This window comes from Leptospira yasudae, assembly GCF_003545925.1.
GTDB classification, from domain to species: domain Bacteria; phylum Spirochaetota; class Leptospiria; order Leptospirales; family Leptospiraceae; genus Leptospira; species Leptospira yasudae.
The window spans coordinates 989847-1010606 of the sequence record NZ_QHCU01000001.1 but is presented as its reverse complement, the minus strand read 5'-3'; the positions used below and the strand labels follow the sequence as shown (position 1 = coordinate 1010606).

21 protein-coding genes are annotated in these 20760 nt (G+C 44.7%); 6 read left to right on the top strand and 15 right to left on the bottom strand.

Features of this window, described 5'->3' with window-relative positions:
• Window positions 1-1008: a M14 family zinc carboxypeptidase gene (locus DLM76_RS04875; protein ID WP_118964486.1), complete on the top strand. Its 1008-nt coding sequence runs from the start codon at window positions 1-3 to the stop codon at window positions 1006-1008.
• A 126-nt stretch (window positions 1009-1134) separates the two neighbouring features.
• On the opposite strand, the gene DLM76_RS04870 is transcribed toward DLM76_RS04875, so the two are convergent.
• From DLM76_RS04870 to DLM76_RS04850, 5 genes are all read right to left on the bottom strand, one after another.
• On the bottom strand, window positions 1135-2337 hold the full coding sequence (locus tag DLM76_RS04870; RefSeq protein WP_118964485.1) for a pyridoxal phosphate-dependent aminotransferase: 1203 nt from the start codon (window positions 2335-2337) through the stop codon (window positions 1135-1137).
• Window positions 2334-2573 carry a DUF2905 domain-containing protein gene (locus DLM76_RS04865; protein WP_118964571.1) on the bottom strand — a complete coding sequence of 80 codons (240 nt, stop codon included), beginning with the start codon at window positions 2571-2573 and terminating at the stop codon, window positions 2334-2336. The genes DLM76_RS04870 and DLM76_RS04865 overlap by 4 nt, the downstream gene beginning before the upstream one ends.
• Before the next feature lie 87 nt (window positions 2574-2660).
• Complete coding sequence (locus DLM76_RS04860; RefSeq protein ID WP_135581378.1) at window positions 2661-3386, bottom strand: hypothetical protein; 726 nt, start codon at window positions 3384-3386, stop codon at window positions 2661-2663.
• 98 nt (window positions 3387-3484) lie between these two features.
• Complete coding sequence (locus DLM76_RS04855; RefSeq protein ID WP_118964483.1) at window positions 3485-5035, bottom strand: FAD-dependent oxidoreductase; 1551 nt, start codon at window positions 5033-5035, stop codon at window positions 3485-3487.
• Window positions 5032-5601, bottom strand: a complete 570-nt coding sequence (locus DLM76_RS04850; protein WP_118964482.1) for a hypothetical protein — start codon at window positions 5599-5601, stop codon at window positions 5032-5034. Before DLM76_RS04850 ends, DLM76_RS04855 begins: the two co-directional genes overlap by 4 nt.
• A gap of 86 nt (window positions 5602-5687) precedes the next feature.
• Here DLM76_RS04850 and DLM76_RS04840 point away from each other — a divergent pair, with 86 nt between their 5' ends.
• The 3 genes from DLM76_RS04840 to DLM76_RS04830 all read left to right on the top strand — a co-directional run bounded on the left by DLM76_RS04840 (window position 5688) and on the right by DLM76_RS04830 (window position 8157).
• Complete coding sequence (locus DLM76_RS04840) at window positions 5688-5921, top strand: ferredoxin (RefSeq protein WP_118954698.1); 234 nt, start codon at window positions 5688-5690, stop codon at window positions 5919-5921.
• A gap of 306 nt (window positions 5922-6227) precedes the next feature.
• On the top strand, window positions 6228-7766 hold the full coding sequence (locus DLM76_RS04835) for a PAS domain-containing sensor histidine kinase (protein ID WP_118964480.1): 1539 nt from the start codon (window positions 6228-6230) through the stop codon (window positions 7764-7766).
• Window position 7767: 1 nt separating this feature from the next.
• On the top strand, window positions 7768-8157 hold the full coding sequence (locus tag DLM76_RS04830) for a response regulator (RefSeq protein ID WP_118964570.1): 390 nt from the start codon (window positions 7768-7770) through the stop codon (window positions 8155-8157).
• On the opposite strand, the gene DLM76_RS04825 is transcribed toward DLM76_RS04830, so the two are convergent.
• The 10 genes from DLM76_RS04825 to DLM76_RS04780 form a co-directional block, all read right to left on the bottom strand.
• Entirely contained in the window at window positions 8139-9137 is a 999-nt protein-coding gene (locus DLM76_RS04825) for an NAD-dependent epimerase/dehydratase family protein (protein WP_118964479.1), read from the bottom strand. The two genes, DLM76_RS04830 and DLM76_RS04825, sit on opposite strands and share 19 nt — an antisense overlap.
• Window positions 9134-10600 (bottom strand): NADP-dependent isocitrate dehydrogenase, encoded by a 1467-nt coding sequence (locus DLM76_RS04820; protein WP_118964478.1) that lies wholly within the window; start codon window positions 10598-10600, stop codon window positions 9134-9136. The genes DLM76_RS04825 and DLM76_RS04820 overlap by 4 nt, the downstream gene beginning before the upstream one ends.
• Before the next feature lie 391 nt (window positions 10601-10991).
• A complete protein-coding gene (locus tag DLM76_RS04815) occupies window positions 10992-11174 on the bottom strand; it encodes a hypothetical protein (protein WP_003005890.1) in 183 nt (60 codons plus the stop codon).
• A gap of 192 nt (window positions 11175-11366) precedes the next feature.
• On the bottom strand, window positions 11367-11780 hold the full coding sequence (locus DLM76_RS04810) for a nucleoside-diphosphate kinase (protein ID WP_118954702.1): 414 nt from the start codon (window positions 11778-11780) through the stop codon (window positions 11367-11369).
• Between the two features lie 9 nt (window positions 11781-11789).
• Window positions 11790-12272: a pantetheine-phosphate adenylyltransferase gene (coaD, locus tag DLM76_RS04805; RefSeq protein WP_118954703.1), complete on the bottom strand. Its 483-nt coding sequence runs from the start codon at window positions 12270-12272 to the stop codon at window positions 11790-11792.
• Window positions 12269-13480, bottom strand: coding sequence for an argininosuccinate synthase (locus tag DLM76_RS04800; RefSeq protein ID WP_118964477.1), 1212 nt, complete (start codon window positions 13478-13480; stop codon window positions 12269-12271). The genes coaD and DLM76_RS04800 overlap by 4 nt, the downstream gene beginning before the upstream one ends.
• Before the next feature lie 167 nt (window positions 13481-13647).
• Window positions 13648-14292, bottom strand: coding sequence for a hypothetical protein (locus DLM76_RS04795; protein WP_118964476.1), 645 nt, complete (start codon window positions 14290-14292; stop codon window positions 13648-13650).
• 283 nt (window positions 14293-14575) lie between these two features.
• Window positions 14576-14713, bottom strand: a complete 138-nt coding sequence (locus DLM76_RS21525) for a hypothetical protein (protein WP_020985685.1) — start codon at window positions 14711-14713, stop codon at window positions 14576-14578.
• Window positions 14714-14723: 10 nt separating this feature from the next.
• Window positions 14724-16142 carry a DUF2779 domain-containing protein gene (locus tag DLM76_RS04785; RefSeq protein WP_174714637.1) on the bottom strand — a complete coding sequence of 473 codons (1419 nt, stop codon included), beginning with the start codon at window positions 16140-16142 and terminating at the stop codon, window positions 14724-14726.
• A gap of 158 nt (window positions 16143-16300) precedes the next feature.
• A complete protein-coding gene (locus tag DLM76_RS04780; RefSeq protein ID WP_118964473.1) occupies window positions 16301-17458 on the bottom strand; it encodes an ACP S-malonyltransferase in 1158 nt (385 codons plus the stop codon).
• 152 nt (window positions 17459-17610) lie between these two features.
• Here DLM76_RS04780 and DLM76_RS04775 point away from each other — a divergent pair, with 152 nt between their 5' ends.
• Together DLM76_RS04775 and DLM76_RS04770 are read left to right on the top strand one after the other, a co-directional pair.
• The gene (locus DLM76_RS04775) at window positions 17611-18708 is read left to right on the top strand and encodes an AraC family transcriptional regulator (RefSeq protein WP_158586369.1); all 1098 of its coding nucleotides are present in this window, start codon (window positions 17611-17613) and stop codon (window positions 18706-18708) included.
• A gap of 42 nt (window positions 18709-18750) precedes the next feature.
• Window positions 18751-20733 carry an AMP-dependent synthetase/ligase gene (locus tag DLM76_RS04770; protein ID WP_241548175.1) on the top strand — a complete coding sequence of 661 codons (1983 nt, stop codon included), beginning with the start codon at window positions 18751-18753 and terminating at the stop codon, window positions 20731-20733.
• The last annotated feature ends 27 nt before the right edge of the window (window positions 20734-20760 follow it).

Below are 20760 nucleotides of genomic sequence, written 5' to 3'. Positions count from 1 at the left end.
ATGTTACGCGGTCTTAAACGACTCAATCGCTACGATAAGAAGATTCTGAAAATTCTTAAATTGGGAGGGGAGCTCGCGTCCCTAAGCCAGATCGGATTTTCCAGAAAGACCGCGGATGGTTTTCGATTTCCGATACAGGCTTTGCGGATCGGAACGGAGAAGGGTTTGAAAGAACATCCGGTCGGAATCGTGGCGGGAGTTCACGGTTTGGAAACGATCGGAATTTTGATCCTCCTCGACTTTTTGGAATACATTCTTCATCCGGATTCCACGGGTTACCTTCCGGAATTGAAAAAAGGAAAGTTAGGAATCGTAATTCTTCCGATCGTCAATCCCGGCGGCGTCGCTTTAAAACAGAGATCCAATCCGGCGGGAGTGGATTTGATGCGTAACTCGGGGATCGACGCTGTAAAACCGTTGCCCTTTTTCGGCGGTCAAAAAATTTCCAAACGTCTTCCTTACTTTCGCGGGAACGGATTGGAACCCGAATCGAGAGCGTTGTTTCGACTCGTTCAGGAATCTTTCTTCGAAGTCGAAGACGCGATTATTCCCGTATTGGACTTACATTCCGGTTTCGGGACCATCGACAACGTTTGGTGGCCTTACGCTTATACGAAAGAGGCTTGTCCCGATACGGCTTTATATCGAAAGATCGGGGATCATCTCAAAAATCATTGTGGACATCTTCATTTTCAATACGGACCGCAGAGCGAGACGTATACGACTCATGGAGATCTGTGGGATAAGTTTTACGATCACTATAGAAATTATCATACCGAGAATTCATCCAACTGGAAATCGAAACTTCTCCCTTTGACTTTGGAAGTGGGGACTTGGTCGGACATAAAGGAAGATCCGTCGAAGCTCTTTCGCAAACGCGGAATCTTCAATCCGGCTTCGTTTAACAAAATCGAGACGGTCGGAAGATACAGAGGATTTTTGCGGGATTTTGTTCGTCTTGCTTTAACCAGGCCGAAGGACTGGGAACGGGATCTCCGAGGAATGTAGGAGTTCCGACAGTTGTGAGAGATCGAAAGATCGTTGCAGGTTCTTTAATTTTGTGATAAAGGGAAATTTCCCGATTTCTTCCCACCACCTCACCCCCCACCCAAAGAAAGGGAGGGGCCGGGCGTTTTACGAAAAATTGTCGGAAGAAAACGAAACGATCTTTTGAATTCCGGATTCGAACGTCTCCGTTTCGGTCAAAAGACTGAGGACGATTCTTCCGCTATTCTTCTCTTCCGGAAAACCGAACATTTCTCCCGGATGAACATAAACTTTCCCTTCTTTTAATAAACGAAGTGAAACTTTTTCTTCGGGGAAGAATGCTTCGCTCTCTAAAACGCAATACCAGCCTGAACTCGGGAAATCGCATCGAACCTTGGAAGAAAGTTTAGGATCGATCAATGTCTGTCTTAAAAAGACGAGATTTCTTTGAATTCGTTTTAGAATTTGCGATTGAATCAAATTCTTCCATTGTAGCAAATCGGAAAGGACGTTTTGAACCGGAGTATTTACGGACAAATACGTGTCCGAGATCAGTTCCAAATATTCTTTTGCTTTTCGTTTCCAATCCGGAGGACCGCTTAGAAGAATCCAGGAAAGTTTCATTCCCGGTAAACCGAGAATTTTGGATAAACCGTTTACGCTGATCACGGGAATTTCCGAATCTAAAATCGTTTTATGCGATTCTTCCCCGTAAACGTAATCCGAAAAAACTTCGTCGATCACGATCGGTAAATTATAATGATTGAATGTGCGTTTCAAGGAAGTGAAATCGGATTCTCCAAAAATTGCCCCTGTGGGATTGTTCGGGCTAACGACGAGCAAAAGTTTCGCCCTTGCCAGGTCTTGCGGTTTTAGATCGGCGTCCTTGATTTTCCAGGCGTTTTCCTTTTTCGTAAAATAAGGAATCGTCTGAAGACCTTCCATCACGGAAAGAAATTCGAAGAGGGGATATCCGGGAGCGGGAATCAGGATCGAATCTCCGGGATCACAGAACAACTTAAACAAATAGGAATATGCCTCGGAAGAGGAGGAAGTTAGAAATAAATCTTCGGGATCGATTTCCAATCCTTTGGACCGATAGTAGCCGGCGATTTTTTTTCTCGCTTCGAGATTCCCCTGCGGATCAGGGTGATAGGTGATTAAATCCGCCGTATGAAAGCTATGTCGAATCGCTTCGGTAGGATATTGGAAACCGGCTTGGGTAGGATTCGACGCGGTTAAATCGAAATAGGAAATTCGATTTTCCTTATATTGCGAAAGAACTTCCGCAAATTCGTTTTCTCCTTCCTGAAATGAGAAACGCGAACTGAAAGAGAACGATTCTTTCATGGGGAACCGCTTTTGAACTTTTGAATCAGAAATAGAATCAAGGAAATCAGAACGCTGATCAAGATCGACGTGGTTAAAGGAAAGTAGAATTTAAAATTCTCCCGTTCGATCCGGATATCCCCCGGCAATTTTCCAAAAAACTCAAAAAAAGAAATCTTACTTCCGTACAGAAATAATAAACCCAGGAATAAAAACAAAGCGCCCAGAACGAGAAACGGTTTCGCGAAACTTTCCATATACGCTATCGATTCTAATTTTAAAGTTCGGGAAGTCAAGGAGCATTCGTTTCCTAAAAAACGTATGCATTTTTTATGATGTGATTCTTATTTACGGATCGGGACCGCGTCGATCGTTTCGATTTGAATTCGAATGTCTTTTTCCGGAAGCAGAAACGGAATGTACGTTTTTACGAACACTTCCCCGGAGCGGACGATTGCGACTTTTTCTTTGGACACCTCCATAAAGATCTTAAAATACATTTCCTTGACTCCGAATTTCAGTTTCGAAGTGGTTCCTTCCACGTAAAACGGATGCAGAGAATTCTTTTCGTAATAAATTCTTCCCTTAAAATGCCGGGTCGAAAGTTGAAGCGGGCTGATCTCCACGACGTAACTCTGACGGTTCTGAAAAAAAACGGGTCCGCTTATGTTGAAAAGATAATGTTCGTCGGATTGATCGTCAAAGATCGGATAGGTCGGTGAGGATTTTTCCGGTTCATAATCTTTCGGCGGTAAGGTCACTCCGTTCTTAACATAATTTAATACGACTACCACGGGTCGATCGTAGTAGTATTCCACTCTTCTCGTTAAAACCTTGGAAACGGAGATTTCTTTTCCGGTCGAAGAATCGATTTCCGTGATCGTAAGATTTCTTTTATAATCGATTCCTTTAAACGAGGAGATCGACATTCTGGAATTCTCCCTGATTTTTGCGAGGATCGGTTGCAGATCCTCTTTGGCAAAGACGGTCGGAGTTCCGAACCCGATCAGTAAAACGGTAAAAAACAAAATTTCGACTTTCGTCCGTTGAAAGCGGCGTAAAAATTTCATAACTCTTTTCGGATAACGGAGCAAGATATTAAGCCTTCCGTATTCGAATGCAAGAAATTATTTTACTAAGCCGGATTCTTTCTTAAAATCGATCGCGTTTAATTTTCGAGAATGAATTTCGCCGCTTGTTTGCTGAAAGCCATGATCGTATAACTCGGATCCACCGAAACTCCCGTGGGAAACACGCTCGAATCGGAAACGTAAAGATTCTTCAATCCGTGAACCTTATGTTTCCAGTCCACGACGGAACGCGATGGATCCTGACCCATCCTGCATCCGCCGGCAGGATGAGGAGCGGCCATCATCATCGAAGCGGGACTTAATTCGAGTTGATCGATTTTATCGATTTCTTTTTCGGAAAGAAGTTTTGTTCGTTTCAGATCCGGTAATAGAATCCACTTCGCTCCCGCTCGAAAATTCAACAGCACTTGTTTGCGAATACAATCCTTAAGGAATTCTTTCGTAAGTTTTCCGAAGTTATATGTGACCGTTCGCTTTCCGGAAGAACTAACGGATATGTTTCCAAGTTCCGAAGGAACGTCGTCGATCCAGCCGATCGTTCCTCCCAGTTGCGGAAGTCGTTTCATAATTTCTCTGTGTTCCGTTCCGAATCCGGGAATCAAAGCGGCGAGGCTTCCGGGTTGAAGCTGATTCGCCATAATCAAAAATCCGCCTTCGATATAACTTCCGTCTTTTTGAAAAAGGGCTAAGCGAAATTCTTCCACTCCGAATGCGGAAGGAATGTTTCTCCATTGAACGATGGGTTCGTCATAAAACGCGTGAACGAAGGGAGAAGGGTTGATCGCAAGATGTTCTCCGAGTGCGGGAAGTTTTTTCTTCCATCCGTTTCTAAGTAAGAATGTGGAACTTCCGAACCCTCCGGCCGCGATCGCGAAAATCGGAGCCTCGAATTTTAAAGTGATTCCCGATTCTTTTCCGGATGGGCGATCGATCATTACCGCTTCCAAATATTCAACCGTGTCGCCTTTGAGTTCCAAGCGAGTCGCTTTACAATCCGCGTAGATGTCCGCTCCCAAAGCCATCGCTCTCGGAATATGCGTCACCAACTGACTTTGTTTCGCTCCGTACATACATCCCTGCATACAATGCCCGGACTTTTGACAGTTCTTTCTTGCTTGAGGAACCGGATTGCCTTCCCAACCGAGGGACTTGCAGGCCTTTCTCACAAGCTGATTCATCTTATTATGATATTCTTCTTTGGCGGGATGAACGTTTAAGGTTTCATCCAGTTCTTTCCAATATGGATTCAGATCCTCCGGTGAATGAGCGTGAATTCCGTATTGGTCCTTCCAAAGATTGAGTCGATCATCGGGCGTTCTATAACTATCGGCCCAATAATGAACGGAGGCGCCGCCGACGTTCTTTCCATAAACGAGATTGATGGTTCCCGTCGCATCCGTTGCCATGTTTCTTTCGGCGGAAACTTTTCCGGCCATATTGAGTTCATGATTGTCGAATGTGCCTGTGTGATAGTAACCGCCTTCTTCGATGAGAACGACCTTCTTTCCGTTTTTGGCAAGTTCGTATGCAAGCGTCGCTCCGCCGCATCCCGTTCCGACTATGACAACGTCCGCTTTAACGGTTCTCGAATCTCCGAGATTTTTCCATTCGTAAACTCGGCCGCTCATAGCTCCCCCAGCATTTTTTTATAATAGATTCTGGATTCGCTTAATCTTTCGGGAGGATTTCCGAAGGGTCCGTCATACGAAATCGCTTTAAAGGAAGATTCGTGTCCGTAATAAACCAAGAAGATCGGAAGTTTAAGGTTTGCTAATGCAGCTCGAATCGTATCCGAGTCCGTCGCTTCCTGAGAATGAAGAAAATTCTTTCTGTCTTCTTCGTTCATCCTTGAAAAGCGGCTCCAATATCCGCTGACTAACGGAAGATATTCCAAAATTAGAATGAGGGATTTGAAATCGTCCGAGATCGTCGGGTCGACAAAAAAGAATTCTTCGTCGAGTCTGCGGATCACTTCGGTCTTTTCCAAATCGGGGAAACCGGGTTCGATCGGTAGTAGAGTTTGTGCGTAAGAGAGAATGAATTCAGCTTCGGCGGAAGAGAAGAATAACGTCTTAGGAAGGGATTCGTTTTTGGATCGGCTCAGAAAGATGCTTCCGATTCCGATGCTCAACAGTCCGCCTAATCCGAAACCGAATAGCTTACGTCTCGATATTTTTTCCGTCCATACGCTCATAACTTCGGTGAGTATCCTCGTGTTGGAATGGGTGTCAATTCTGAAAAGGGGGTTGACGAAACAATCGTTCGATAAACTTTGTAAGCATGGCTGATAAAAACGATAAAGTCAAACAGAACGTACCCGGTAAATATTATATCGATAATAGCTGCGTTCCTTGTAACGACTGTTTGGAAGAAGCTCCTACGCTTCTCAAATACACCGAAGACGAATCCAAGGTTTATTTTCATAAGCAACCCACGACTCCGGAAGAGGAAATCGCGGCAAAGAAGGCGATGGAAATCTGTCCCGTGGAAGCGCTCGGAAACGACGGAGAATAAAATCGAAAACTTGTCGGATTCATGTCCGACAAGGAAATCCGCTTTCTTCCTTATTCCTTGATCTGTTCCAGACTTCCGCAAATAATTCTTTCTTCTTATTCTAAGGTCTAATTCTTTTAAAAGAACTGCTTACAATGGCAGGCCCGCGTTCTGTTTTGCCGTAATAAACTTCGTATAACGATTTCTTTTTTTGAAATCGAGCGTTCGATTGCCGATAAAAAAGGTAAAATTCCCCCTTCTCCGATTCGTAATGGATTGTCTTTTATGAAATGGAACTTATTTTAAGGAAAACCTACGGTAGTTACATTGAACGACTTTGATATTCAATCGGCCGATATGTATAAATTTATCGTCGAGAAAAGTCCCGAGCTGATCTGTATCCACGAGCCAGACGGGATTTATCGGTACGTAAGTCCTTCCGTAACATCGATGTTAGGTTATCAACCCGCGGAACTTATCGGAAAAAATCCTTACGATTATTTCAATCCTTTGGATCGTGAAAGAATTTTAAAAAATTCTCATGAACCAATTCGACAGGGTAATTCGATCGGATTGATCGAGTATCAATTCCTCAAAAAAGATGGGAAGTATGTTTGGCTTCAGACGATTGCGAAGCCGATTTACGACGATCAAGGAGAAGTGACCGCCCTTCTTACGACTTCCAGGGAATATCAGGGATTGAATACGATTCCGGATGAGACGGAAAAAAAACAGGCTCTCGACGACATCCGTCTTTCGGAGGAAAAATTCTTCAATGCGTTTTATTACTCGGGCGTCGGTATGGCTCTCGTTTCCCTGGAAGGAAAATGGCTCGAAGTGAATCCGAGTCTTTTGGAGATCATCGGTTATTCTCGCGAAGAGATTTTAAAACTCACGTTCCAAGACATCACACATCCCGACGATCTGATGGCCGATCTAACGCTGCTTCAGGAAACCTTGGACGGAAAGCGGGACACGTATCGGATGGAAAAGCGATACTTTCATAAGAATGGAAGCACGATCTGGGTACTGTTGATCGTTTCCCTTGTGAGAGACGTTCATAAAAAACCTTTGTTCTTTATTTCTCAGATTCAAGACATCACGGATCGTAAAAACATGATCTCGGCTTTGGTCGAAAAAAACGAAGCGCTTCAAGCTTTGAGCAATCACCTAACGGAGAGAAATTCTCAGTTGGAGGAATTCAATCAAATCGTGTCGCACAATCTTAGGGCTCCGATCGGAAACATATTCACGTTATCCACAATGCTCCGCGAAAAAGACGGTACGGACAAGGACGAACTTCTTGAATCCTTGGAAACAAGCGCCAAGGATTTGATGGTAACGTTGAATGATATCGTAGAAGTGATCAAGATCCGAAGAAATCGAAATATCGACAAACAACAGGTCCTGTTCAAGGACGCTTTTGGTAAGGTACAGAGCCTTTTATCTGCACAGATCAAGGAAGCGGGCGCCCAGATCGTTACTGACTTTTCCGGAGCTCCCGAAATTCTTTATCCTCGGGTATATTTGGAAAGTATTCTCTTGAATTTGTTAAGTAATTCTTTGAAATACGCGGACCCAAGTCGAAAACCGGAAATTTCGTTCGTCTCATTTGTGGAGGAGAAAAAAGTCTTTTTAGTCGCTAGAGATAACGGATTGGGAATCGATCTTAAAAAGTATGGTCACCAAATCTTTAAAATGAACAAAACCTTTCATCGGGAAAAAGAGGGGCAGGGCATCGGGTTATTTATGACTAAGAATCAAATAGAATCCCTCGGAGGTGAAATAACGGTTGAAAGTTCTCCTGGTAGAGGTACTACTTTCATCATCAATTTCAATAAGTATAATGATTTTGAACAACGGTAATATGAACTTCTGGTTGATCGATGATGATTCCATCTATATCATGATCGCAAAGCGATTTCTGGAAAAAGACGGCAGAGCCACCAAGCTGCGTGATTTCCAGGACGGAGAAGTAGCACTTCAAGAACTTCAAACTCTGAGTTCCGATCGGGAAGAACTCCCCGATGCGATTCTGTTGGATATCAACATGCCGTTTATGGACGGTTGGCAGTTCTTAGACGAATTCAAAAAAATCCAAGGCGACCTCGCAAAAAAAATCACAATCTTTATGGTCAGTTCTTCCGTGGATGAAAGAGATATCGTGAAAGCGAATTCCTTTCCGGAAGTCAAAGGTTATCTTTCCAAACCCCTCACTCAAGATCATATTCAAAAACTCTATAGCGATTTGGCGTAAACCCTCACCCAATCCGACGTTTTTTTCAATGCGGTTTCGGTTTCAATCGTTGGTCGATACCCTAACAACGATTTTGCTTTTTCGATCGAGACCGGATTCTTTCTTAAAATAAAATTCACTCCTTCTTTGGTTGCGGGAGGTTCTTTGCCGATTAACTTGTACGCGGCGCTCATTAACAGGATCAAACCTTTCAAAAACCAAGCGGGCGCGGAAAACGGTTTGGAGAGTCCCGCGGATTCCGCAAGTCGATCAAAGTATTCGCGCCATGTCATCGTAGTTCCATCGGTGATGTTGAAGGCTTCACCCCAAGCTTGTTTTTCCAAAGCGAGAAGAGTTCCTTCCACAAGATTGTCAACGTAAGTCAGATTGATTCTTCCCTTGCCTCCGTTCGGAAGAGAGAAGAGTTTTTTCTTCATCAGTTGAATCGGACGTACGACCCAAGGACCGGAACCGGGGCCGTAAACGTCTCCGGGGCGAATGAAAAGAATTCCGAACTTAGGCGGATCGTTGAGTTTCAGCAAAGCAGATTCTCCTTCGATCTTGGTGATACAATACGGATTTCCTTCTCCTCGAAACGGACCTTTTTCTGTGACAAAGGGCGGATAAGTAAAACCGTAAACCATTACGGAAGAATAATGGACGATCCCCTTGGCTCCGGCTTCTCTCGCGATTTTTGCAAGCTCGACGGAAGAATGTACATTCACTTTTCTGAATTCTTCAAGAGATCCGCCTTCGCGCACGATGGCCGCTGTATGAAGAACATAGTCCGATCCCTTTACGGCTTCCGCAAGCGCCTTCGAATCGGAAGTGCTTCCTACGATTACCGTGAAACCTTGTTTACGGAGTTCGTCCGCGCGGCCCGGATCGAGTTCGATGCCTCGGACTCGGATTCCTTTTTCCTGTGCGATTTCGGCGAGACGTTTCCCGATAAAACCGCCGATCCCCGTGATGCAAACGGTCTTTCCTTTGAGGTTCTTCATTCCCCTTGGCCTAAGGAGAAGGCTCGTTTACCGTCGAAGTAATAAAGGTTTTCCGTTTTTACGGTATCGAAACCCGCCGCGTCTAGTTTCAAAAGAAGTTCGGCGATTTGTTTGTGAGAGATCGGATGATACGATGGATCTTCCGGTTTTATCAGCGCTTCCTTGCTTACGAATCTGCATCTCCAATGATCGATCAAGAACGTTTCCGGCTGACCGTCCGGATAAACCTTCACTCCCCGATTGGTGATGATCTTCAACGTCAGATCGTCGGATTGGGCCTTGAGTTTTTTGCCGAGTTCTTCGGGATCGTTTCCGATCCAATCCAGGAAAATATCGACTCCGACGAGATCCTTCTTTTGAACGGTTCTCTTATATTCAGGAATCGTAATTTTCTTCGCTTTTCCGAAGGAGACCGGTTTGAATTTTTCGGGAAGATGTCCCAGGTTTCCGATCACGGCTTCGGCGAATTCTTTGGTTCCGACTTTGATTCGGCTGACTCCGGGTTTGAAAATATCGCCCGTGTGAATTCCTTCTTCGATCGTTAAAAGCCATGCGTTGTTGATCTTGGCGGCGATGTCCGGTTGTCCGATATGGACGAGCATCATCACGGCGGCATTCAAAAGTCCGGACGGATTTGCGAGATTCTTCCCTGCGATGTCGGGTGCGGAACCGTGGATCGCTTCGAACATCGAAACGATTTCTCCGATATTGGAAGATCCGGCCATTCCGACCGAACCGGCGATTTGCGCTACGATATCGGAGATGATATCTCCGTAGAGGTTTAACGTTACGACCACGTCGAAGTTCTGCGGTCTGTCCGCGAGGTTGGCCGCGCCGATGTCGATGATCTGAGAATTCGCTTCGAGTTCCGGATATTCTTTCGCGACTTCCTTAAAGATATCGTGGAACAAACCGTCCGTCTGTTTCATGATATTGTCTTTTACCATCGCGGTCACTTTTTTGCGTCCATACGCGCGCGCGTATTCGAACGCATAACGGATGATTTTTTCGGAACCGGGGCGCGAGATCAATTTAAGACATTGAACCGTATCGTTGGTTTGTCTGTGTTCGATTCCCGTATAAAGATCTTCTTCGTTTTCACGGATGATGACGATGTCGAGAGAGGGATGTTTCGTTTCGACGTACGGATATAGGGAGAAGCAAGGCCTAACGTTGGCGAACAAGCCCAATGTTGTTCGAACGGTCACGTTTAAACTTTTGTAACCTCCTCCTTGAGGAGTGGTGATCGGCGCTTTTAAGAATACTTTCGTTTGTCTGAGAACGTCCCAAGCCTCGGGTTTGATTCCGGAAGAATGTCCGTCCTTATATACTTTTTCTCCGATCTCGATTTCGATCGGATCGATTTTGGCCCCGGCCGCGTTGAGAATTTTTAGAGTGGCGTCCATGATTTCAGGACCGATTCCGTCTCCGTATGCGATTGCGATTTTGGTTTTTTCGGACATTCTCGTCTCCTAATACTTCAAATAGATCGAGAACGGAATCAACGGTCAATTCCCTTCCATTATGGGAAGAATGGAACTTGCGGAAAACGCCGACGTTTTGACAAGTGAAATTGAAGTTGGATAGTTTGTCGGGACATTTGTTTGATGGTTTCGTTCCAGTGTAGGAACTACTACCAATCATCGTGTATCTCGGAATGTTCCGAGAAAAGGTAGGAACTCCTTCCGATCGGGCTTTGTATGTTGAAAAATGTAGGAACTACTACGTTTTGAAAAAGGGAAAACGGAGAATGGATTCTAAGGGAGGACTATGAAAACTGGATGGAGGTTGGATCGAAAGGATGAAAAACGCTTAAAACCGAAACCACTCAATCAACGTAAGCGATTCGAACGATCACTCGATTTCAAAATCCGATTCCGAATCCACTAAGAACTCTTCCCTGGAGTAGATCAACTCCATCACGTCGTCCATCCAATCCGGAGTTCCGTGGTTCGGATCGCCGAACGGATCGTTGGCTCTGTACTGTTTCATGATTTCGCTGTGTTTTTGGAGCTGTTCCCGAGTGCTTGCGTTCATATTAGAATTGTCGGTTTAAAGAACCTTTTAATAACAGATTTCGGTAAGAATTAATAATTTCTTTCCAAAAAGTACAACCAAAAAATCGCTTATTTTTGAACGGGAATCGGTCGAGTCCGAAAATTTAATCGGAAATCTTGAAAAAAGAAAGGAAATCGGAGCCTAACAGACGTCAGGCTCCCGGAGAAGGTTTTAGAACAATTCGTTCCCTTTGAAGAAGAAAGAAACTTCTAAAGCCGCGTTATCGTCTGAATCGGAACCGTGGACCGCGTTCGCTTCTTTGCTTTCCGCATAAAGAGCGCGAATCGTTCCCGCAGCCGCCTCTTTCGGATCGGTCGCTCCGATCACTTCTCTCCAATGGAGAACCGCGTTGTCTCTTTCAAGAGCCGCAGCTACGATCGGTCCGGAAGACATGTAGTTGCAAAGGTCGTTGTAAAACGGACGAGCGGCGTGTACTTTATAGAATTGTTTTGCATCTTCGAGAGAGAGTTTCAGGTATTTTAAACCGAGGATCTTGAATCCTTCTTTTTCGATTCTCGCGAGAATGTTTCCGACGTGTTTGTTTTTTACTCCGTCGGGTTTGATCATGATGAACGTTCTGGACATTTTTTTTCCTTATTGAGAGAGTTTTTTAAGTAATGCTTTGCTGACAAGTTCCGGAACTTGGTTGCTCACGTCCCTTCCGTGTCTCGCCACTTCCTTTACTATCGTGGAAGAGATAAAGGAATACTCGTTCGAGGACATGAAGAAGATCGTTTCCACTTCGGGAGCCAATTTTTTATTCATAAGAGAAATTGCATATTCGTAGTCGAAGTCGGTGACCGCTCTGAGGCCGCGAATGATGCTCTTCGCTCCGACCTTCGCACAATAATCCACGGTCAATCCCTGAAAGGTATCGATTTCAAGACCTTCCATTCCTTTCGTAACCTCGCGGATAAATCCGAGTCTTTCTTCGATCGAGAACAGCGTGGACTTGTTCGAGTTTACGGCGATCGCGATGATCACCTTGTCGAATAGTCCCAAGGATCTCTGAAGAATATCCAAATGTCCGTTCGTCAACGGATCAAAGGAACCCGGATAAATCGCTAAGTGTTTCATTTTTTACGAAGCCTAGCCGTTTCTTGAGCGGGCAATCCGTAAATATTGATGAATCCTTCCGCGTCTTTCTGATTGTACAATTCCTCTTTTTCAAAGGTAGCCATTTCCGGATTATAAAGGGAAACGGAGGATTTTCTTCCCACGACGGAACAGGTTCCTTTATAAAGTTTTACTTTTACGGTTCCGGTCACGTATCTTTGTGTTTCGGTGATGAATGCGCGAACCGCTTTCATTCTGGATGAAAACCAATGACCGTTGTAGATCAGTTCCGCAAACTCGATGGACAATTTGTCTTTATGATGCTGCGTGTCGCGGTCGATCGTGATCGATTCTAAATCGCGGTGTGCGACAAACAACACGGTTCCGCCCGGAGTTTCGTAAACGCCTCTGGATTTGATTCCTACGAGGCGGTTTTCCACGATGTCCACTCTTCCCACGCCGTGTTTGCCGGCGATCGTGTTGAGCGTATCCATCACTTCGAGAGGATTCATCTTTTTCCCGTTGACTGCGACGCAGTTTCCTTCCTGAAAATCGAGTTCGAGATATTCGGGAGCGTCCGGCGCTTTTTCGGGAGAAGTCGTTAGGAGAAACATGTTCTCGTTCGGCTCTCTATAAGGATCTTCTAATATTCCACCTTCGTAAGAGATGTGCATAAGATTGCGGTCCATGGAATACGGTTTTTCCGCGGTGACCGGAACGGGAATTCCCTTCGACTTTGCGTATTCGATCAGATCGGATCGACCGCCGAAATTCCAGATTCTCCAGGGAGCGATGATCGTTTTTTCGGGAGCGAGAGATTTAACTCCGAGTTCGAAACGAACTTGATCGTTTCCTTTCCCGGTCGCGCCGTGAGCGAACGCGTCCGCTCCTTCTTTTTCGGCGACTTCCACCATCGCTTTTGCGATAAGGGGTCTTGCTAAGGACGTTCCGAGAAGATAACGCATTTCATACAGCGCGTTCCCCTGAATTGCGGGGAAGATAAAGTCGCGTGCAAATTCCAAGCGAAGGTCTTGGATATAAACTTTGGAAGCTCCGGTTTTGATTCCTTTCTCTTCCAGGCCGGAAAGTTCTTCCTTTTGGCCTACGTCTGCGGTAAAAGCGATCACTTCGCAACCGTATGTTTCTTTCAGCCAGGTGAGAATTACGGACGTATCCAATCCACCGGAATACGCGAGGACGATTTTCTTAACAGGTTTGCTTTGCGCCATTCTGAGAACACTGAAAATCGGTCCAGGTCTGTGGACAACCGGATTTTCCTGATTCCGAAACGGGATTTAAGGATCTAAGAAAGTTTAAGGATAAAAAGGGGAAGAATCTACATTCGAAAACGATTCTTCAACTGCCGGAAGAACCGGCAATTGAATGATTCGAAAAGTCAATAACACCCTCTTCCAAGAGACGTAATCTCAACGGTCCAATCGGCGTTCGCATTTTGTTTTTGAATCGTAAAATCCGAATCGTTACAGGTACTTGCGGAACCGTCGGCGGCTTTTCGTTTCATATCTCCTTGGTATCGATACCAAAATCTTTCACCGGAATTTCCGAATTCTCCGTCGTCGATTTTGAGATCGGAAAAAGTATATTCTCCCGAATATTTATCGTTCAGAGCTTTGAGAATGATTTCTTTCACTTTCGGTTTTGCAGGCGCGGCTTGATCTCCGCCGGCCATCTTCTCGACGTTGCCTACACCCACTTCCGAAAAATTCCACTGGTTGGTTTTCGTAAGAATGTAGTTTGCGCCGGCCTCGAATTTTGTTTTGGAATTTCCTTTTTTGGAAACTACGATAAAAGGAATTTTATATTTCGTTTCGACGACCTTTCCTTTTGCGTCGGTCTTTTCTAAGATCACCGGTTCTCCGCCGCTTTCAATGGACTCGATCGTTTCCCCTTTGTATTTTTTTGCCCAATGAGAACGAAGATCCGCTTTTGCTTTTTCCTCACTCGGCGGCGCCGGAGTTTCCGAATAAACCGAAGTTGTGAATAAAGCGAAGGTCAAACAAAACACTAAAAATTTTTTCATAGTTTCTCCAAAGAATGATCTGTTTCGGAAAGTTTTTCCGCAATGAGAAAGAATAGACGAATTATTTTAGATTTCAATCCGGGAATCGAAAGAAAAAAAATATTTATTAAAGAAAGAAGGAATCTTTTGCGGGAGCGATTCCGAAGATCGGTATTCCCGAAACGAATCGAAAACGGACTTTAAGTCCGATGAAAGCCGTTTTCGTTCAAACGTCATTTCCGGAAAAACGCAGGATCGACTCGGAAAATTAAAAACGATCGGGCGTATAAAAAGCAAAACTGTCTCATTCGACAAGGACGGTTTTTTCTTCCGATCTTAGATTCAGGATTCGTTTCGGTTTAAAATCCACCCAGGAATTTTGATAATAGATCAGGAAGAATGTATATTCTCCCGAACGCGGAAGAAGAATCAAATCGTTCATTAGAATTCTTTCATGCGTCCGGGTTCGGATGACTTCTGACCCATTCCTGAATTTTACGAAGAATCAAAACCATCGCATACGTGTCGAGTTTGCAGTATTCGATGAGATTTTTTTCGATCTCCGATTTTTCGGACGCAGGCATCGGTTCGGTTTTGGCGCGAAGGAATTCTGAATTAGCCATCTGCCCCGATTGGATCCCAAGATTCTTATAAGACTGACCGGTGATAACGGGAAGAATGGTTTTCAAGGAAGTGCTTCCTCTTTGATCGGGATGGTAATAATCGTATTCCCAGAACGGCTTTGCGAGATCCGTGAAGTCGTCCAGGATGGATTTCACCCAGGGTTTGTATTCCGGAAAGGCCGCGGCGGATTCCTCCAAACATCTCTTTTCGAACTTATCGTTAAAGCAGACGATGGTTCCTCCCGGGAGAATCCATTCTTTCAGTTTTTCTAATATTCCTTTTCGAGGATCGACGATTCCGTCCTCGATGTAATGATAACTTTCCGGTTCCTTGGAAAGATCGTCCTTGATTACGTGAAGGGAGAATAGAAACGGAACGTGCTGGAACGGATAGGAATTTTGATATACGGGAATCGGAGGATTGATCGATTCGAAATCCAGAAAATAAATCGGATAACGGATCTTTCCGAAAAACTCGGAAAAGACTTTTTGATTCAGATACGGAACTCCGCTTTGCATCGTTTGAATCTGCGTTTTTTGACGCGAAGTCAAATGTTCCGTTTCTTGGATGTCCTTTAAATGAAGAATTCCCTGATCGTAGAGTTTACCGGATTCTTCTTTTCCTTCCCGAAGCGTAAAAATATCGCCGGGAACTTTCGGCGCGAGACAAACCTCGGGATAAGAACAGTTTCTCGGGTGGGAACAAAGATTGCTCATCGACCGGGACGGAAGATTCTTATTGGAAAGAAGTTCGTGCAAAGTATAGGCAGTTTCCCTCGTTTCTTTGGCCTTAAGCGCGACTTCGGCCGTAACGTCCTTACGCACAAAGAAAGAATCGATCCGAATTTCACCCTGATAGAGAAACTTGGAATTTACGAAGATCAAAGTGCATTTGGAGATCGGGAAACCCGATTCTTCAGCTACGAATTTTTGATATGCGATTTCTGTAATATGTTGTTTTTTGAATGAACTCGAAGCTTTGAGGACCGCGAGTTCGAACGATCCGGGTAACTCCTCGTTGGGAAGAATGTATTCCGCTTTCATGGAAAATTTTTCCGTTTCCAAACACGCGGATCGGACCCCAATTCCCGATTTTAAGTTTCTTCTGGTTTCCGCTTGCGAGTAACGGACGTTTTTCGATTTAGGATAAAAGGAATGGGAAAGATCGCGCAAAAGCGATTTCTGTTTCGGAGAAATGTATTGATGTTCGAAAGGATCGAAATCTGCGCGTCGCTGATACGTGTTCAGCCATAGATGATATTCGCAAAAAAGTCCGGTGGTAAAATCGGCCTTTGTGAGCTTCGGAATTTCTTTTTCGGGGCGTTTAAGAGATAAGAGGACGGAGACCCATTTCGGAATTAATTTCCGAAATGGGATCTTTTTTAGAATCGATGTTCTTCGGTTTTTCAGGCCAAAAGAACCTTGATATCCTTAGGGCTGGAAACCGCGTAAATTTTGTTTTCGGAAGTTCCCATGTTCGCTTGAGTCAGTTTTTGGCTCACAACGCTCGGCCCAAAGTCGATACCTGTAACGTTAGACGTGCTTGCAAAAGCTTTTACCGCCTTGTCCCAATACAGTGTTTTGATCAACATTTCCTGGAAGAGCGGAAGACCGATTCCCGCATCGGACTGCATGTTTCTTCCGTCAAAGATGGAATAAACGGGAACCTTTAGATCGGAACCTTTGAAATCGAAACCGATTCTTTCCATATCGAGAGGAACGGTTTTATTCGTTTCTTCCATGTGGGGAGAATGGAAAGGAGCGGTGGTTCTCAGATATACGAACTTCACTTTTTTCTCGTCCATTTCCGCTTTGAACTTCTTACGGAGTTCGAGAAGGGATTCGGGACTTCCGGATACGATGTTGGAATCCGGAGTGTTGAAAAGACTTACGTAGATCGCTTTGTTTCCGCTCAAACCGAGAGCGTCGTTGGTTTGTTTCACTCTGTCTTCGAGTTCTTTCTGAGAGTAACCGATTACGGCAACCATCGGAGCGGGTTGTTTGTCGCCGATTTCTTCGTTCGCTTTGAGCAACGCTTCGGAAGGATTGTAAGGTCCGACGAGTTCCTGCGCTCTATATCCGATATACAAAACGAACTTTAAGAATTTCACATAGGCAGCGTTAAAATCGGCGCCTTCTTTCCCGAGAGCGATTAACGCGGAGGAGATGACTCCTTGGCTATGTCCGGTAACTCCGATGGAGTTTGCGATCAGCTCGGGAACGGGAAAGCCTTTGTTCGTAAACGCGATGTAGTTTGCGATTTGAGTGAGAAAAATTCCCACGATGGAAACGGGCGCGCTGCAGAGATAATTTTCATCCGGCGCTGTATCCGGGCTTTTTACCCAGCTTTCGAAATCGTAACCACCGTAGAGGATCTTTTTATCGAGTTTAGGAACTTCCTCAGCGATGGCTTTGAAAGAAATATCGAAGAATTCTTTAAGAGAAGGTTCGGATTCATAAAGTTTGGAGAGTTCTTTCAAGAAAGGAGATCCTTGTCCTCCGAATTGAAGGAAAAGTTTTCCTCCGGATGTCTTGACTTGGTTCAGAAAATTTGCGATTGCCATGAACTTTTGTTTTCCTTAGGTGTTTAAGGATGGATCGCGTTTCATAGTCGGTTCCGCAATTCTTTTTTGCAGGTCGCAGTCTTCGAATTGACATAAAAAAAATGATATTGGCAGAATTAAACGGAAGTCTAGTTTTGCGAATCGGTAGCCCGATGTGGATTGAATTGTACGGATATGCGAGCGCATTTTGTTCCGCGTTGATCGGAATCATGCTGGGACTGAATCGTAAAAAGTCCCCTACGTTTAAGATCGGAGCGTTTTTATTTCTGTCGATTTCGATTTGGCTCGGACAGCTTCATCTGTTCACATCGGGCAAGTTATTCGAGTTTCCGGCGTTGATTTTCTGGCATATTCCCTTTGCGATCGCAACGGGTCCTCTTTTTTATCTCTTCATCCAATCCATCTTCAAGATGGAATACTTATGGAATCGCGTTCAGTGGTTTCACGTTTTGTTCGTGTTGTTCCTAATTGCGTTATTTCTCCCGATCGGACTTTTACCGACTCAGGATAAACTCGAAATTTTCCGCAAAAATGAATCGGTCGTTTCCCCGCTCTTCAGAAACTATATTCTGTTTTTCTTAAATATGAGCTATCTCGTGCCGGGCGTTTATATCGCGTTTTCGTTTCGATTTTTGTTTAACTCGAGAATTCTTTTCAACGCGGGTCAGGAACGATCGTTGTCCGTTTTTTATCTGATCCTAGGCTGGTTCGGGGTTTCTAAGCTGATCACGTTCAGCGGATTTATCAAGGGAGAATTCTCCTTTTTAAAAACGTTAGGCGCCTTTGGATTCTCGACGGGCGTTTTTTTGATCTTTATTCTTCTGTCGCGTTATCCGGACTTTTTGGAAATTCTCCGCAGAGGGGTTCGTGAAATTAGAAGGAAACAAAGCAGGATCAACTCCGATCTGAAGGATTCAGCTTTGGAAAAGATCAAAGTCCTTTTTGAAGAGGAAAAAATTTATCTGAACGACGAGCTTTCCCTCAAGTCGCTCGGAAATCAGCTTTCTCTTCGGCCGGATCAACTTTCGCAGGTGGTCAACGATTCGTACGGGATGAACTTCAATCGATTTTTGAACTATCATCGGATTCGGGAGGCGATTCGGATTTTGGAAAAAGATCCCGAAGCGAAGATCATTCACGTCGCGATGCGTTGCGGGTTTAACAGCAAGAGTTCGTTTAACGAATCCTTTCGCAGGGAAACCGGAACGACTCCCACGGAATATCTCCGAAAAAAGGGTATGGAATCATGAATCCCGTCGACCCTTGCGCCGTTTCGATGTATTTTCTTTTGCATGACCCATGCAAACTTTAAGAATTACAAGAACCCATCCGTTCAGGACGGAACCTTGCAGCTTGATTCTTCCGATAAAAGAAAATTAAATCCGTGGACAGGCTGTAAAAACCTCGCACAGGTATTTCGAAATTCCGTCGGGAAGTATCAAAACGAAAAATCCTTCCTCACAAAAAATACGAAAGGAATTTTCGACGGTCCTACCTACGCGGAACTGTATGACGACGCGCTTTCCCTCGGTTCCTATCTGATCGAAAACTGCGCTTTAAAACCGCAGGAGAATGTCGCGATCATAGCGGACAATCGTCTGGAATGGATTCAGACCGATCTCGCCGTTCTGTTTTCAGGAGCCGCGGACGTTCCGCGCGGAAGCGACGCAACGGTTCAGGATATGGAATACATTCTTTCTCATTCCGATTGCAGAATCGTATTTATAGAAAACGCAAACGTATTCAAAAAACTGAATTCGATCCGCGATAAACTGCCTCGCCTGGAATACGTGATTCTGATGGACGGAACTCCGGAACTTTTTAAGGAAGGAAAGGTCCTTTCGTTTCAAAAGATTTTGGAGGAAGGAAGAAGTCTGTCCAAGGAAAAAATTTCCGCGCGCATCGATCGAATCGAACCGGACGATCTTTTAACGCTGATTTATACGTCGGGAACGACCGGAAATCCGAAGGGGGTGATGCTGACGCACGCGAACATTCTTTCGCAAATCCGGAACATACCGCTCGGATTGGAGAAAGAGGATAAGATTCTTTCCATTCTCCCCGTTTGGCATATCTTCGAAAGAATTTTCGAAATCGTTTCGATAACCTTCGGATGCAAAACCTATTACACGAACATCCGTTCCCTCAAAGAGGACCTGCAAATCGTTAAACCGAGTTTTATGGCGTCTGCTCCGAGACTTTGGGAAAGCATCTTTCAGGGAATTCAAACGAAACTGCAAGGGATGAAGGGAATTTCCAAAATTCTTTTTGCGGCCGCGTTGAAAACGAATCGAATTCGATACAGAAATTTGGCGGTTCTAAAAAACAGACAACTGAAGCTGAATCCGGAATTCTTTGCGGTAAGCATATTCAAAAAATTGATTTCGCTTATCATTTTAGCTTGGATCGCGATTCCCGCAAAACTTCTCGACATCGTCGTTTTGAAAAAAGTGAGAATGGCGACGGGTGGAAATCTCAAAGCCAGCGTTTCCGGTGGAGGGGCCCTTCCTCTTCACGTGGACGAACTCTTCAACGCGATCGGAATTCCCGTACTCGAAGGATACGGACTTACCGAAACCAGTCCGATTCTTTCCATGAGAACTCCGGACGAACTGATCGTGGGAACCGTCGGAAAGATTTTTCCGGAAACTCAAATTCGGATCGTGGACATCGCAACCGGCAAGAATATTTATCCGGGTTCCAATCCGTTCGGTAAAAAGGGAGAACTGATCGTCAAAGGACCGCAGGTGATGAAAGGGTATTATAAAAATTCCGAGGCCACCGAAAAGGTTCTTCAAGAAGGTTGGTTCAAGACGGGAGATCTTGCTTTGCTCACGGCCAATTCTTACTTAAAGATCGTGGGAAGAATCAAGGAAACGATCGTACTTTCCAACGGCGAAAACTTGGAACCGGTTCCGATCGAAGCGAAACTTCAGGAATCTCCTTTGATCGAATCTTGTATGGTCGTCGGTCAGGATAAAAAATTTCCGGGCGTACTCGTCGTTCCGAGTTTGGAAAACCTAAAGGAATACGGATCGGATCTGAAAACGATTTCGTCGAACGCGGAAGTGAAAGCCCTGATTCGTTCCGAAATTTCCAAAATGATAAGCGACCAAAACGGTTTTAAGTCCTTTGAACGGATCGGCGGTTTTAGTCTGCTCGACCGTTCCTGGGAAAAAGGAGAAGAACTGACCGCAAAACTTTCTCTCAAACGATTTTTGATCGCGGAAAAATATTCCAAACAGATCGAGCAGATTTACGAAAATGGAAAGTAAAGGCAGATAAACAGAGGCCGTTCCATC